This is a genomic window from Azospirillum sp. NS33 (assembly GCF_059703765.1).
In genome coordinates, this window is sequence record NZ_BAAKJB010000003.1 from 218097 (window position 1) to 233181 (window position 15085).

Annotated in this window: 11 protein-coding genes; 4 read left to right on the forward strand and 7 right to left on the reverse strand. The window is 75.1% G+C overall.

All coding sequences use genetic code 11. The features are described 5' to 3' along the window. Position 1: 1 nt before the first annotated feature. The 6 genes from AC6H2I_RS04900 to AC6H2I_RS04925 form a co-directional block, all read right to left on the reverse strand. The gene (locus tag AC6H2I_RS04900; protein WP_497499454.1) at positions 2 to 754 is read right to left on the reverse strand and encodes a DUF1223 domain-containing protein; all 753 of its coding nucleotides are present in this window, start codon (positions 752 to 754) and stop codon (positions 2 to 4) included. Positions 755 to 841: 87 nt separating this feature from the next. Then, positions 842 to 1693: a ribonuclease T2 family protein gene (locus tag AC6H2I_RS04905; RefSeq protein ID WP_497499455.1), complete on the reverse strand. Its 852-nt coding sequence runs from the start codon at positions 1691 to 1693 to the stop codon at positions 842 to 844. Positions 1694 to 1743: 50 nt separating this feature from the next. Then, positions 1744 to 3186, reverse strand: a complete 1443-nt coding sequence (locus AC6H2I_RS04910) for a CoA transferase (RefSeq protein WP_497499456.1) — start codon at positions 3184 to 3186, stop codon at positions 1744 to 1746. A gap of 130 nt (positions 3187 to 3316) precedes the next feature. Further along, the gene (locus tag AC6H2I_RS04915; protein WP_497499457.1) at positions 3317 to 5878 is read right to left on the reverse strand and encodes a dipeptide ABC transporter ATP-binding protein; all 2562 of its coding nucleotides are present in this window, start codon (positions 5876 to 5878) and stop codon (positions 3317 to 3319) included. After that, a complete protein-coding gene (locus AC6H2I_RS04920; RefSeq protein WP_497499458.1) occupies positions 5875 to 6822 on the reverse strand; it encodes an ABC transporter permease in 948 nt (315 codons plus the stop codon). Before AC6H2I_RS04920 ends, AC6H2I_RS04915 begins: the two co-directional genes overlap by 4 nt. Next, positions 6822 to 8390, reverse strand: coding sequence for an ABC transporter substrate-binding protein (locus AC6H2I_RS04925; protein ID WP_497499459.1), 1569 nt, complete (start codon positions 8388 to 8390; stop codon positions 6822 to 6824). The genes AC6H2I_RS04920 and AC6H2I_RS04925 overlap by 1 nt, the downstream gene beginning before the upstream one ends. 217 nt (positions 8391 to 8607) lie before the next feature. On the opposite strand from AC6H2I_RS04925, the gene AC6H2I_RS04930 reads away from it, so the two are divergent. After that, positions 8608 to 10038 carry a hypothetical protein gene (locus AC6H2I_RS04930; RefSeq protein WP_497499460.1) on the forward strand — a complete coding sequence of 477 codons (1431 nt, stop codon included), beginning with the start codon at positions 8608 to 8610 and terminating at the stop codon, positions 10036 to 10038. Positions 10039 to 10114: 76 nt separating this feature from the next. Here AC6H2I_RS04930 and AC6H2I_RS04935 read toward each other — a convergent pair whose 3' ends face one another. Beyond that, positions 10115 to 11425 (reverse strand): LysR family transcriptional regulator, encoded by a 1311-nt coding sequence (locus tag AC6H2I_RS04935; RefSeq protein WP_497499461.1) that lies wholly within the window; start codon positions 11423 to 11425, stop codon positions 10115 to 10117. 233 nt (positions 11426 to 11658) lie between these two features. Here AC6H2I_RS04935 and AC6H2I_RS04940 point away from each other — a divergent pair, with 233 nt between their 5' ends. The 3 genes from AC6H2I_RS04940 (at position 11659) to AC6H2I_RS04950 (ending at position 15077) form a co-directional block, all read left to right on the forward strand. After that, positions 11659 to 13509, forward strand: coding sequence for a thiamine pyrophosphate-binding protein (locus tag AC6H2I_RS04940; protein WP_497499462.1), 1851 nt, complete (start codon positions 11659 to 11661; stop codon positions 13507 to 13509). Between the two features lie 62 nt (positions 13510 to 13571). Continuing rightward, complete coding sequence (locus AC6H2I_RS04945; protein WP_497499463.1) at positions 13572 to 14552, forward strand: tripartite tricarboxylate transporter substrate binding protein; 981 nt, start codon at positions 13572 to 13574, stop codon at positions 14550 to 14552. 57 nt (positions 14553 to 14609) lie between these two features. After that, positions 14610 to 15077: a tripartite tricarboxylate transporter TctB family protein gene (locus tag AC6H2I_RS04950; RefSeq protein ID WP_497499464.1), complete on the forward strand. Its 468-nt coding sequence runs from the start codon at positions 14610 to 14612 to the stop codon at positions 15075 to 15077. Positions 15078 to 15085 lie beyond the last annotated feature (8 nt).

Below are 15085 nucleotides of genomic sequence, written 5' to 3' on the forward strand. Positions count from 1 at the left end.
CTCATCCGCCGCCGGGGCAGGCGGCGGCGGCCAGGATCGGTCCGGCCTCGCCGCGCTGGAGCAGGACGGCGCAGTGCGCGCCGGGCGGTGGCGCCGCGAACCGCGCCCCAGCACCAGGACCTCCGGGGGGCAGGGTGGTCACGGCGGTCACCACGTTGTGGTTGGTCAGCCGCCGCCCCCGGTTCTCGCCGGCCGTGACCGCCGTCGCGCCGGCGGCGCGGTGGGTGACGACCCGCAGCACGGCGTCCGGCGCGGCGCCGGTCACCGTGGCCAGCAGCGCGGCCCCGTCGGCCACGACGCGCAACCCCGCCGGGCGGTCATCCCCGGTGGCCGCGGCGGCGATGGCCGCGGCCACCGCCCGGCGGTCGGACCCGACCACCGCGACCGTGCCGTCGATCACCATCTGCGGGGTGTAGACCCGCCCGGCCGGCCCCATGGCCGCGGCGTAGGCGCGCTGGCGGGCGGTGAACGCCGGCGCCGACAGCGGGTCGCGCCAGCGCCCGTCCGACCCGGCCACCAGGTCGTTCCAGTAATCCACGTGCCACTCCAGGGCGATCACGTCGGGGCGGCGCGCCAGCTCGCCCAGATAGGCCTCGGCGGGTGGGCAGGAGGAGCAGCTCTGGGACGTGAACAGCTCCACCACCACCGGCCCGCTTCCGTCCCGCGCCGCCCCCGCACCCGTGACCCCGCCCAGGGTCGCGGCCATCGCCGCCGCCGCCAGTGCCGCCACCCGCATCGCCGAATGCCGTCCCATCGCCGCCTCCTCCGCGTGCCGTCGGGAGGGGATGCTACGCCCGCCGGCCGATCACGCGGCGTCACCATGCCGTGACGGCGGGTGCGCTCAGCGCCCCAGCCCGGGCCGGTCGACGTAGAGGCGGTCGTCGCACAGGGGATCGGCGGGATCGGATCCCAGGGTGGTGGCGCCGCGCGGCACCGGAACGAAGTTCCCGGGCTCCAGGGCGAGGCGCCCGTCGACCGGCCGCAGCCAGAGCCGCAGCTCCGTCAGGTAGCGCCGCCAGACGCCGTCGGGGCCGCGGTGCAGCGGGGCGTCGGCCTCGACCGCCGCCGCCGCCTCCGGGCCGAAGGCGTCGGCGAGGGCGGAGCAGAGGGTTGCCACCGTCATCTCCTCGCCGTGCCGGCCGTTGATGAAGGCGCGCACCGGCGAGGCGTTCAGGGCGTCGACCAGGCCGATCGCGGTGCCGTAGTAGGCCGAGGGATCGAGGCCGGAGCAGGTGCCGTGCTTCACGTACTCGTGCCGGTCGAGGTGCGAGCGGACGCCGGGCATGACCCGGGCGACATCGGCGGCGACGTCCGCCGGCAGGGGCACCGGCGGCAGGTCGTCCCAGTCGCGGGCGGCGCGGAAGGCGCAGGGCTCCGTCGCCACCCGCGGGTTCGCGCGCACCATCGCCTCCGGCAACGCCGCGACGCAGTACTCCTGCCACTGCGGCCACAGCCCATGGAGCGTGAAGGCGGTGGCGTCGGCGGCGTCGGCGCACTCCGCCGGGCGGCGGCGCGCCGAGCGGGTCTCGCAGAAGGCCGGCTGCCAGGTCACCGCCAGAGCCCAGAGCCCGGCCATCTCCGGCAGCGGGTCCTTGGGGCAGCGCTGGGCCTGGGCGGCCCCGGCGGACCCCAGGAGCGCCAGAAGCGCGGCCATCACGGCCAGGGGTGGGCGTGGGATGCGACGCTGTGCCATGGACTCCTCCGGTCGGGCGGCGGGCGCGCCGCCACTGTACACCGCGGCCCTCACACCTCCAGGGCCGCGGCGCGGTCCTCCACCGGCTCCAGCGCCGGGATGCTCGGCCACACCGGCGGGTCGGCGGCCAGCGGGGCGGTCGAGCGCTCCCAGTGGGGGACCGTCTCGGAGAAGCTGCTGACCGGGCCGAGGAAGCTCAGCCAGCCATAGGGCGTCTGGCGGGCCTGCAGCAGGCGCGCCATCAGCCCCGGCGGCACCTGCGGCTGGGGCGGGATCGCGTGGGCCGGCACCGTGCCGAGGGTCTGCAGCCACATGGCGGTGCGGCACAGCGACACCCGGACGTGATGGCTGCCGCCGTCGCGGGCCCGCGCCAGCAGCGCCGAGACCACCCCGAACGCGGCGAGGTAGCCGGTGATGTAATCGTTGGGATAGACCGGGCTCAACGCCGGCGCCGTGCGCGACCCCTGGACCTCGGCCATGCCGGTGACCGACTGGGCCAGCTGCTCCCAGCCGCGGCGCTGCCCCCAGGGGCCGGAGTCGCCGTAGCACGACACCGAGACGTAGACGATGCCGGGGCGCAGGGCGGCCACCGCGTCCGGCGAGAAGCCCAGGGCGTCCATCGCCCCGGGGCGGTAGCTCTGCACGATCACGTCGGCGTCGCCGATCAGATCCTCCAGACGGCGCGCCGCGCTGGCCTGGGTGAGGTCGAGCACGCTCGACAGCTTGCCGTGGCCGGTGTCCATGACGAAGGACGGGATGGTCGGGTTCTGCGGCGCGCGCACCCGCAGCACCTCCGCCCCGTGCTCCGCCAGGGTGCGGGTCGCGGTGGGGCCGGCCAGCACATGGGTGAGGTCGAGCACCCGCACGTCCGACAGCGGCCGGGGCGCGGCGGCGAACGGCTCCGGCGCGCTGTCGCCGATGCGCTCGATGCGCACCACCGGCTCCGCCGCCAGCAGGCGGCCCTGGGGATGCTCCGCCCATTCGGCGGCGCTGCGGGCGATGCCGCCGCACAGGCCCGCCTCGGCCACCGCGTCCTCCAGCTCGTCGGACTCCCAGGTGGCGACGGCGGCGTTGATGGCGGCGAGGTCATTGGGGCAGTCCAGCAGCTTCAGCAACCCGTCGCGCAGCTTGGGATAGCCGGCGTGGAGGAAGATGCTGCGACCGTCGCGGCAGGGGTGGAAGTCGGTCAGCGGGTAGGCCGGGTCGGGGTAGGGCACGGGATAGCCCTGCTGCAGCAGGAAGCCGACGCTCTTCAGGGACACCGCGGCGGCGGCGACGTCGATGACGGCGCTCTGCTCGCGGCCGCAGCGCTCCGCCCAGACGGCGTTGATGGTGGCGGCGTAGGCGGCCAGGGCCGTCGCCCCCGCCTCGCCGACCCGGAAGGGCGTGGGAAAGACCGGGTCGTGGCCCACGATCTCCACCGATCCCGCGGCGCGCCGCACCGCGTCGTCGCCGAGGGCCAGGATACCGTCGAGTGTCTCGTGCCGATGCATCGTCCTCTCCCCGTCCAGGAGCGCCTCCCGATGGGCGCCGGCGACGCCATCCTATGCCGGAAGCTGTGTGCGGCCGCACAAAAATCTCGTCAAACAGGCATTGTGGTCTCTCCTGACAACCCAGCATGCGTCAGGTCGGGGGTGCCGGAACGGAAGCCACCAGACGTTGTGTGTAGGGGTGCCGGGGGGCGGCGAACAGGCGGTCGGGCGGCCCCTCCTCGACGATGGCACCGGCCTCCATCACCACGACTCGGTCGGCGATCGCCTCGACCACCGCGAGGTCGTGGCCGATGAACAGGTAGGTCAGGCCGAGGCGGTGCCAGAGGTCGCGCAGCAGGTCCAGCACCTGGGCCTGGACCGAGACGTCGAGCGCCGAGACCGGCTCGTCCAGCACCAGGATGCGCGCGCCGGCGGCGAGCGCGCGGGCGATGCCCACCCGTTGCGCCTGCCCGCCCGACAGCTCGTGGGGAAAGCGCGCCAGGAACGCCCGGTCGAGGCCGACCTGGTCCAGCAGCGCCTCCCGCCGCCGCGCCCGCGCCGCCGCGTCGAGACCGGCGAGCCGGCGCAAGGGGACGTCCAGGGTCTGGCCCACCGTCTTGCGCGGGTTCAGCGACGACACCGGGTCCTGGAAGACGTACTGCACCGTGGCGCCCAGCGCCCGCGGTCCGGCGGCGGCGAGGCCGGCCACCGCGCGCCCCTCCAGCCACACCGTGCCGGCGGAGGGGGCAACCAGCCCGACCAGGCTGCGCGCCAGCGTCGTCTTGCCGCTGCCCGATTCGCCGACGATCCCCAGGGTCTCGCCCGGCCGCACCGTCAGCGACACGCCCTTCAGCGCGTCGACCGGCGGGCGGGCGGGGCCGAGCAGGGGGCGCCGCCCGGGATAGGTCTTGACCAGGCCACGCACCTCCACCGCCGGCACGCCCGCGCCCGCGCCCGCGCCCGCGCCCGCGCCCTCGCCCGTGGGTGCCGGGGCGTCGCGCCGGCCCCGGCCCAGCACCGGCACCGCCGCCACCAGCGCCCGGGTGTAGGGGTGCTGGGGGCGGGCCAGCACGGCGCGGGCCTCGCCCTCCTCGACCACGGCGCCGCGGTGCATCACCGCGACCCGGTCGCACAGCCGGGCGATCACCCCGAAATCGTGGCTGATGAACAGGATGGCGAGGCCGCGGCCGCGGCGCAGGCGGTCCAGCAGATCGAGGATGCCGGCCTGCACGGTGACGTCGAGGGCGGTGGTCGGCTCGTCGGCGACGATCAGGTCGGGATCGTTGGCCAGGGCCATGGCGATGGTCACCCGCTGGCGCTGGCCGCCCGACAGCTCGTGGGGGTAGGCGGCGGCGGTGCCCGCCGGGTCGGGCAGGCCGACCGCGGCGAACAGCTCCGCCACGCGCCGCCGCGCCGCGGCCGCCGGCACCGGGGCGTGGGCGCGGATCGCCTCGGCCACCTGGGCGCCGACCCGCAGCAGCGGGTGCAGGGTGGTCATCGGGTCCTGGAAGACGTAGGCGACACGCCCGCCGCGCAGGCGGCGCAGCGCCTCCGGCGGCAGCGCCAGCAGGTCGTCGGCGCCCAGGCGCACGGCGCCGGCGCGGATGACGCCGGGCGGCGAGGCGACGAGGCGGGCGATGGAGTGGGCGGTCACCGACTTGCCCGATCCGGACTCGCCGACGATGCCCAGGCATTCGCCCGGGTTCACGTGCAGGCTCACCCCCGTGACCGCGTCCACCAGGCCGGCCGGGGTGGCGAAGGCCGTGCGCAGCCCCGACACCGCCAGCAGGGCGCCGGGCGGAGGGGGCGCCGCCGGCGCGTCCGCGCCGTCGCGGGCGACCCGGGTGGCGGCGCCGGGCCGCGCCGGCTGGCCGCTGCGCAGGCGCGGGTCGACGGCGTCGCGCAGCCCGTCGCCCAGCAGGTTGACGCTCATGACGATGAGGAACACCGCCAGCCCCGGCACCGCGGCGACATGGGGAGCGGTGATCAGCACCGTGCGCCCGTCGCCCAGCATGGAGCCGAGATCGGCCTGGGGCGGCTGGGAGCCGAGGCCGAGGAAGCTCAGGCCGGCCGTCTCGAGGATCATCCAGCCCACGGTGGTGGAGGCGGTGATGACGATCACCGGCAGCACGTTGGGCAGCACCTCGCCCAGCAGCACGGGCGCCGGCCCCTGGCCGGACAGGCGGGCGGCGTCGACGAACGCGCTGTGGCGCAGCGCCGCCGTGGCGCCGCGCACGTTGCGGGCGAAGAACGGGACGTTGACCGCCACCACGGCGTAGAGCGCGTTGAGCAGCCCAGGCCCCAGCGCCGCCACGATGGCCAGCGCCAGCAGCAGGTAGGGGAACGCCATCAGCGTGTCGATGCCGCGCATCAGCACGCCGTCGGTGCGCCCGCCGGCGAAGCCCGCCACCAGCCCGATGGCCGAACCCACCAGCGCCGCCAGCAGCGCGGCGGCGACGCCGACGGCGAGGCTGACCCGGCTGCCCCAGACCAGCCGGGCCAGCAGGTCGCGGCCCAGCGCGTCGGTGCCCAGCCAGTGCCCGTCCGCCAGGGGTGGCAGCAGGCGGTCGGCCGGGGCGGTGGCGTCGGGATCGGCCAGCGGCAGCAGCGGGGCGGCCAGGGCCACGGCGACCACCAGCGCCAGCAGCGCCAGCCCGGCCGCCGCCAGCCGGTTGCGCAGCAGGCGGCGCAGCAGTGCTGTGGCGGCGCTCACGGCGCCATCCTGGGGTCGAGCAGGGCCTGCAGCAGGTCGGCGGCGAGGTTGAAGAGGACGTAGCTGGCAGCCACCACCAGCACGCCGCCCTGGACCAGCAGCACGTCGCGGCTGGCGATGGCGTCGACCAGCAGGCGGCCGATCCCGGGCCACTGGAACACCGTCTCCACATAGACGGCACCCCCCAGCACGAAGCCGGCCTGCACGCCGATCACCGGAATGACGGTGACCAGGGCGGCCCGCAGGGCGTGGCCGACCACCACGCGGCGCTCCGGCAGGCCCTTGGCGCGGGCGGTGCGCACGAAGTCCTGGCGCAGCACCTCCAGCATGGCGGAGCGGGTGAGGCGGGCGATCACCCCGGCGGCGACCACCGCCAGGGTCACCGCCGGCAGCGCCAGATGGGCCAGCAGGTCGGGCAGGTCGCCGCCGCCATAGATGGCGTACATGCCGCTGGCCGGCAGCAGCCGCCAGCGCACCGCGAACAGCAGGATCAGCAGCAGGCCCAGCCAGAACGACGGCAGGGAGATGCCGATCAGCACGCCAAGGGTCACCAACCTGTCGGCCAGCCCGAACTGGCGCACCGCGGCGACCACCCCGGCCAGCAGCCCCAGCAGCGAGGCCAGCAGCAGGGCCGCCCCGGCCAGCACGAGGGTAGCGGAGAAGCGCTCCACCACCGCGTCGAGCACCGGCCGGTTGAGGCTGAAGGAGCGGCCGAGGTCGCCCGCCAGCACGTTGCCGAGCCAGGTCAGGTACTGCACCGGCAGCGGCCGGTCGAGGCCGAGGTCGCGCTCCACCCGGGCCACCGTCTCCGGGGTGGCGTAGGGGCCGAGGATGGCCAGCGCCGGGTCGCCGGGGATCAGCGCCATGATCAGGAAGACGATCAGGCTGAGGCCCAGCAGCACCGGCCCCAGGGCCAGCACGCGGCCCAGCGCGTAGCCGGCCATCACCGCGTCTTCCGGACGTCGTCCAGCAGCAGGAAGAAGGAGGGTTGCAGGGCGAAGCCCTCGACCGCCGCCGTGGTCACCGCGTTCTGCTTCCAATGGGCGACGAAGGCCCAGGGCGCGTCCTCGACGACGATCGCCTCGGCCTGGCGGTAGAGCGCCGCGCGCTCGGCCGGGTCGCCGCTGCGCCGGGCGCGCTCCAGGATGCGGTCCAGCTCGGCGTTGGCATAGTAGCCGGAGTTGAAGCCGCCGGATTCGGGCAGGGCGGCGGTGCGCAGGGTGAGATAGGGCAGGGTGTCGGGGTCGTTGGTCATCCACGCCATCTCCGCCATGTCGGCGGCCTCGCCCAGCCCGGGGTTCACCTTGGCGAGGTAGGTGTTCCATTCGTAGGTCTCGATCCGCACGGCGAGGCCGACGGCGGCGAGGTCGGCCTGGATGGCGGTCGCCATGGCCACGGGGTCGAGCATGCCCGAGCCGCCCTCGGCGACGTAGAAGGTCAGGCTGGCGCCCTCGGCCCCCGCGTCCTTCAGCAGCGCCCTGGCCTTGGCGGGGTCGTGGGGGTAGCCGGCGACCTCCGGGTCGTAGGCCCAGTCGAAGGCCGGGGCGATCAGGCCCCGGGCCGGAACGGCGGTGCCCTGGAGGATGTCCTCGGCGATCGCCCGCTTGTCGATGGCGTAGTTGACCGCCTGGCGCACCCGCTTGTCGGCCAGCGGCCCGTGGCGGGTGTTGAGGATGAGGAACCAGAGATGGGGTCCCGCCTGCTCGTGCACGGTGAAGTCCGGGGCGTCGCGGAAGGTCGCCAGGGCGTCGGGCGGCACCTCCACCATCACGTCGATGCCCCCCGACAGCATCTCCGCCGCCCGGGTGTTGGCGTCGGCGACGGGGCGGAACACCACCGCCTGCAGCTTGGCCGGGTCGCCCCAGTAGTCGGGGTTGCGCTCCACGGTGACCTGGCGGCTGCCCTGCCACTCCACGAAGCGGAACGGCCCGGTGCCGACGGGGTGGCGGCCGTAGTCGGTGCCGTGCGCGGCCACCGCGGCCGGCGAGACCAGCAGCCCGGTGGGGTAGGCGAGGTTCGAGAGGAACGGCGCGTAGGGCTCGGTCAGGGTGAAGCGCACGGTGCGCGGGTCCACCGCCTCGACCCGGTCGATGACGGAGAAGAAGAAGGCCAGCGGGAACGGCCCGGTGCCGGCGTCCGGGTGATCCTCGTCGAGCATCCGCATGAAGTTGTAGGCGACCGCGGCGGCGTCGAAGGGCGTGCCGTCATGGAAGGTGACGCCGTCGCGCAGGGTGAAGGTGTAGGTCAGGCCGTCGTCGGACACCATCCAGCGCTCGGCCAGCGCCGGTTCGACCTCCAGGGTGCCAGGCTTGTAGCGGACCAGCCCCTCGTAGAGGTTCACCAGGATGCGGAAATCGTTGGTCGCGGTGGCGACGGCCGGGTCGAGGGTCGCCGGCTCGGCGATCTGGCCCACCACCAGCACCTCGGGCGGGACCTGGGCGGGGGCCGGGCCCGGCAGGGCCAGGAGAACGGAGGCGAGGAGCCCGGCGAGGGCGGGGCGGAGGTCGGTCATGGGCTCGGGGCCTTTCATGAATCGAGGATCCGGGGCGGCCGGTCATCCTCCCGACGAAGAACCACGCTCCTGGGGTCCGGCCACCTGCTTCATGCTGCCTTGCGCGCCGGCCACCTTATACGGCGCCGCCCGCCGGGTCGACCTCCCAGGGCGTTTGCCCGGCGGCGGCGGCGGTGCTAGGGTCGCGGCCCCTCTCCGGCCAGACCACGGCGGCACCGTGCCGATCCCCCTGCACCCGCTCTTCGCGCCCGCCCGACTCCTGGCCCTGGTCTCGACGCTGGCGGTGGCCGCCATCGCCGGCGGCGCGGTGGTCTGGGACCTCGCCGGCCTGCCGGCCGCCAAGACCGCCGCCACCGCCGCCCTGCTGCTGTTCGCGGCGATCGAGGCGCCGGCGCTGGGCCGCGGCGGCCGCATCATGCTGGCGGCGTGCGCGGTCTGCGCCGGCGCCGCGTGGGCGGCCCTGGACGACCCCGGCGGCGCCGTGCTGCGCGGCCTCACCGGGGCCGCCTTCGTGGTCGGGCTTCTGGCATCGCTCAGCATGCTGCGCGATGCCGCGGCGAGCTCGGCCCTGGTGCAGCGCTGCGGCGACCTGATGGTGCGCCAGCCGCCGGGGCGGCGGTTCCTGGTGCTGGCGCTGGGCAGCCACCTGGTGTCGGTGGTGCTCAATCTGGGCGTGCTGACGCTGCTGGGGACCATGGTGCTGCGCGGCAACACGCTGGAGGCGGCCGGCGGCGACGCCCGCATCGCCGCGATCCGCACGCGCCGCATGCTGACCGCGGTGCTGCGCGGCTTCGCCCTGATGACCGTGTGGTCGCCGCTGTCCATCTCGTTCGCGGTGACCACCGCGGCGATCCCGGGTCTCGACTGGTGGACGCTGGTGCTGCTGCAGCTCGTCCTGGCGGCGTTGCTGCTCGGCGCCGCCTGGGCGGTCGACCGGCTGGAGTTTCCGCGCGTGGTGGTGGCGCGCCCGGCGGCCTCGCCCTCGTGGCGGCCGCTGGCGGCGCTGACGGCGCTGATCGCCGCGGTGGTCGTCGGCGCGATGGCGCTGGCCCTGGCGCTGGGCGTGCGGCCCATCGCCGGGGCGATGCTGGCCGTGCCGGTGGCCGCCTGGGTGTGGCTGGCCACCCAGCACCGGGCGGACGGCGCCGCGGCGCCGTGGCGCGCCGCCTGCCGGCTGGGGGCGCGGCTGACGGTCAGCCTGCCGGGCTTCCGCAACGAGTTCGTCATCATCGGCGGGGCCACCTTCCTCGGCACCGTCGGCGCCGGCTTCGTGCCGCCCGAGGCGGCGGCCCGGCTGCTGGCGGCCCTGCCGGTGCCGGGGGTGGCGCTGATGGTCCTGCTGGCGTGGTCGATCATGGCGCTGGCGCGGTTCGGGGTGCCCCAGATCCTGACGGTGACCCTGGTCGGCCACGCCTTCGCCCCGCTGTCCCAGCACGGCGTCGCGCCGATGGTGCTGGCCAGCGGCCTGATGGGCGCCTGGGCCCTGTCGGCCTGCACCACCCCGGTGGGGGCGGCGACGCTGATCGTGGCCGGCATGGCCGGGGTTCCCGGATCGACGGCCGGGCGCGGCTGGAACGGCCGCTTCGTGCTGGCCGGGGCCGCCGCGCTGGCGGCGTGGATGGTGGCGCTGGACGCGGCCGGATGGTGATCCCGGCCGCCGCCCGGCCGGTCGAGGGCGGGCGCCTCGGCCCGGTCCGCGCCAAGGTGGTGCGGGGGGGTGGTGATCAGGCGGTCTCGCCGACCGGCGCCGCGTCGGCGATCCCGCCCGCGCGGTCACCCGTGCTGTCACCCGCGCCTTCGGGGGCGCCTTCGGGGGCGCCTTCGGCGGCGCCTTCGGCGGCGATGCCGGCGGCGACGGCGCGCAGGGCGTCGAGCAGGGTCGCGGTGACCGGCGTGGGGGCGTAGTCGCGGCGCAGCGTCAGGCCGACGGGGCGCACCACGTCGCGAAAGGCGATGGCCAGGATGGCCAGCACGCCGCGCTCCACCTCGTGGTGGACCTGGTGGCGCGAGACGATGGCCAGGCGGTCGCTGCGCAGCAGCAGACTGCGCGCCACCACCAGGCTGTCGGTCTCGATCGGCCGCCGCGGCGCCGGCAGGCCGGCCCGCCGCAGCGCCGCCTCGAACTGGCTGCGCAGCGGCACGCCCTTGAACGGCAGCACCCAGCCTTGGTCCAGGCAGTCGGCCAGGGCCGGCGCCGGGCGGGCGGCGGCGGGATGGCCGGCCCGGGCGACGATGACGATGTCGTCCTGGAACAGCTCCTCCGACACGATGTCCTCGGCCGGCGGCGGCTGGCGGATGGTGCCGACCACCACGTCGAGGTCGCCGTCGCGCAGCCCGCCGAGCAGGGAATGGTAGGTGCCGTCGACGATCGCCACCTCGGCCGCCTCGAAGCGCTCCAGCAGGCGCTCCACGGCCAGCGGCACCAGGCGCTCCCGGGTCATCGGCAGGGCGCCGACGCGCACCCGGCCGGCGGCCGCGCCGCGCAGCAGGGCCACCTCCTCCACGCCCTGGCGGATCTCGGCCAGCGCCAGCTTGACCCGGCGCAGCAGCTCCTCGCCCTGCCGGGTCGGCCGGACGCCGTCGCGGGCGCGCAGGAACAGGGCCAGGCCCAGCCGCGTCTCCAGCGTGCGCAGCGAGCGGTTCAGCGCCGGCTGCGACAGGCCGCAGGCCCGCGCTGCGCCGCTGATGGAATCGCCCGCGCCGACGGCGGCCAGCGCCTGCAACTCGTGGTCGGCCGCCTGCACGCTCAAGGGGCCGACCGACCGCCGGGCGGGGTCGCCGGCCAGCAGCGCCTCCTCGGCCGCGCGCAGGTGGCCGAGCGCCCGGGTGGCCCTGCGGACCAGCGCGTGCCCCGCCCCGGTGCAGGTGAGCCGGCGCGGCGAACGGTGGAACAGCGCCACCCCCAGCTCCGCCTCCAGCGACTGGACGGAACGGGTGACCGCCGACTGCGAGACCGCCAGCCGCCGCGCCGCGGCGGCGATCCGCGCGCCGTCGGCCACCGCCAGCAGCACCCGCAACTTGCGCAGCTTAGGCACGGACGCGCTCTCCCGTCTGTCGGAAACGCATGGAAGGAATGGAAAAATCCCTTTTTGATCAGTGAGGTATATCACGGCTGTCCGGAACCGGGGATCATCCTATAACCGTTTCGCATTGTTCGTGCCGCAAATTGCAATTCTGCCGGCATGGTTTGGCGGCGACACTGTCGGCCTCGCCCCGGATCGGGCGCCCTTGTCCGTCCCGCCGCCCCACCAGCAGAGCCCGCAGCGCCATGAACGACATCAGCCGCCCCGTCGCCGTCCCCGCCGGCGATCCGGAAGGACCCGAGGATCTGGACGGGGTCGAGCGCCCGCGCGGCGCCGGCCGGGGCGAGGCGGCCTGGGGCAGCGACCCTGTCGCCGAGACCCTGCGCCGCCTCGGCCTGCCCTTCGTGGCGCTGGTGCCGGGGTCGAGCTTCCGCGGCCTGCACGACAGCCTGGTCAACCATCTCGGCAACCGCGACCCGCAGATGGTGCTGTGCCTGCACGAGGAGCACGCGGTCGCCATCGCCGACGGCTACGCCCGGGTCACCGACCGTCCCATCGCCGTGGCGCTGCACGCCAACGTCGGCCTGATGCACGCCTCCATGGCCCTCTACAACGCCTGGTGCGACCGGGTGCCGATGGTGGTGCTGGGCGCCAACGGGCCGGTCGACGCCCACCGCCGCCGGCCGTGGATCGACTGGGTGCACACCTCGCGGGACCAGGCGGCGATGGTGCGCCACTTCATCAAGTGGGACGACCAGCCCGCCTCGACCGAGGCCGCGGTGGAGGCGGTGCTGCGGGCCCACCAGATCACCACGACCGCGCCGTTCGGCCCGACCTATGTCTGCCTCGACGTCGGCCAGCAGGAGACCCCGCTCGCCGCCCCGCTTCCGGCGGTGGACGTCGCCCGCTACGCCGCCGCTCCGCCGCCGGCCGCCCCGGCGGCCAGCGTCGCCACCGTGGCGGCAGCGCTGGCCGCGGCGCGCCGGCCGGTGCTGATGTTCGGCCGGGCCGGGCGCGGCCGGGCGGAGTGGGACCGCCGGATCGCGCTGGCCGAGGCGACCGGGGCGGCGGTGCTGACCAGCATGCACAACCCCGCGGTCTTCCCCACCGACCACGCCCAGCACCTGCTGCCGCCCTGCGGCGAGCGCCGCTCCGACGCCGAGGCGGCGCTGCTGGCCGAGGCCGACCTGCTGGTCAGCTTCGACTGGATGGACCTCGCCGGCTATGTGCGCAGCTGCACCGGCCGCTCGCAGGCCCTCAGCCCGGTGGCGACACGGGTCGTCCATTGCTCCCTGGACGGGCTGATGGCCAATGGCTGGAGCATGGACCACCAGGCGCTGCCGGCGGTCGATGTCCCGATCCTGGCCCACCCCGACGCCTTCGCCGCCCAGCTGCTCGAGGCGGTCGGCGACCGCCCGGCCGGCACCGGCTGGGACTTCGCCGGGCCGCACTGGACCAGCCACCTGCCCGACGCGCCGGTGGGCGACCGGGCCGACCGCATCGCGCTGGGCGACTTCGCCATGACCATCCGCCGCTTCGGCATGGAGCACCCCACCACCTTCGTGCGCCTGCCGCTCGGCTGGCCGCGGGCGGCCAGCCACTTCACCCACCCCCTGTCCTACCTCGGCAAGGATGGCGGCGGGGCGGTCGGCGTGGGCCCCGGCCACGCCGTGGGTGCCGCCCTGGCCTTGCGCGGCAGCGGCCGGTTTCCCACCGCGGTGCTGGGCGACGGCGATCTGCTGATGGGCGTCAACGCCCTGTGGACCGCCAGCCACATGCGCCTGCCGCTGCTGGTCGTCGTGGCCAACAACACCTCGTTCTTCAACGACGAGATCCACCAGGAGACGGTGGCCCGTGCCCGCAACCGGCCGGTGGAGAACCGCTGGATCGGCCAGCGCCTCGCCGATCCCGAGGTCGACATCGCCGCGATGGCCCGGGCCCAGGGCTTCACCGCCGGCGACCCGGTGCGCCGTGCCGCCGACCTGGCCGAGGCGCTCGCCGCGGCGGCCGCGGCGGTGGCCGGCGGCGGCCGGGTCCTCATCGACGCGCGGATCGAGCCCGGCTACGCCGCCGCCTTCGGCCTGCCGGCCGCCTGACCCCGACCACCCCGGCCCGCGAAGAAGGCCGGACCACACACGCCTGCTCTGGAGGGACCCCGATGATCGCGAAGACACTCTCGACCCTGCTGGCCGCCACCGCGGTCGCCGCCGTTTCCGGTGCCGTTTCCGGTGCCGTCACCGCCGCGCACGCGGCGTTCCCGGAAAAGCCGATCACCATGTACATCGGCTTCAACCCCGGCGGCGCCGTCGACACCACCGCCCGCCTCATCCAGAAGAACCTGGAGAAGGAGCTGGGGGTGCCCGTGGTGGCGGTGCAGAAGCCGGGCGGCGGCGGCACGGTGATGGCGACCACCCTGATGCACGCCCAGCCCGACGGCTACACCATCGGCATGGGTGCCAGCGCCGCCTACGCGCTGGCGCCGCTGCTCAACACCGACATCCGCTACCAGATCGACGACTTCGACCACATCGCCACGGTGTCCTACCCGCAGGACGCCACCGTGGTGCGGGCCGACGCGCCGTGGAACACCTATGCGGAACTGGTCAAGGACGCCAAGGGCCGGGGCAAGCCCCTGTCGCTGTCGTCCCAGGTGTCGGTGTCGCGCCTGATGGCCATCGCCATCGAGGAGGCCGAGGGCATCGCCATCGACGTGGTGCCGGTCAAGGGCGGCTCGGTCGGCATCCAGCAGGTGCTGGGCGGCCACACCGACATGACGTGGGGCGCGTCGGGCTGGCACCCGCAGGTCAAGTCGGGGGCCATGAAGCCGCTGTTCTCCCTGGGCTACAAGCGCAACCCGGACTTCCCCGACATCCCCACCCTGACGGAGCTGGGCATCGGCTACGCCTTCGTCGACACCTTCATGCTCTCCGCGCCCAAGGGGCTGCCCGACGACATCCGCGAGACCCTGACCAAGGCGGTCGAGGCGGCGCTGACGGAGGAGCTGCGCCGCGAACTGCAGGAGAAGATGTACCTGGCCGCCGACTACCGCAATCCCAAGGACACGGTGGCATACCTGCACATGCAGCGCGCGCAGGTGAAGCCCTTCGTCGAGAAGATGCTGGCCGCCGACGCGAAGTGATGGGCCGGCCCCCTCCCCGCAAGGGGAAGGGGCGGCGCACGAAACCAAGAGACCGACATGCGCACTGCCGACATCTGCGCCGGCGCGTTCCTGCTGCTGGTGGGGCTGCTGACCCTGTTCCGCATCATCCCGGCGGAGATCAGCGGCCATTCCGACTACGGCCTGCCGCCCGATTTCTTCCCCCGGGCGCTGGCCGCCCTGTTCATCGGCCTGTCGGCGCTGCTGGTGGGCTCGCGGCTGTGGGCGGCGCACCGGCGCCGTCCGCCGGTGGAGAGCCCCCGCCCGCCGATGGCCCCGGTGGACTGGGGCTTCATCGCCGGCGCCGCACTGTTCTTCGCCGGCGTCCACCAGGTGATGACCCATGTCGGCTTCATCGCCGCGGGCATGATCGCGGTGGCCCTGGTGGGCGCGCTGATGACCGGCCTGCGCCCCCACCCGGTCAGGCTGGCGGCGCTCACCGTCGGCGCACCGCTGGTCGTCTACCTGGCCTTCCGGCACCTCTTCATGGTTTTCCTTCCGGCGTAAGGACCGCT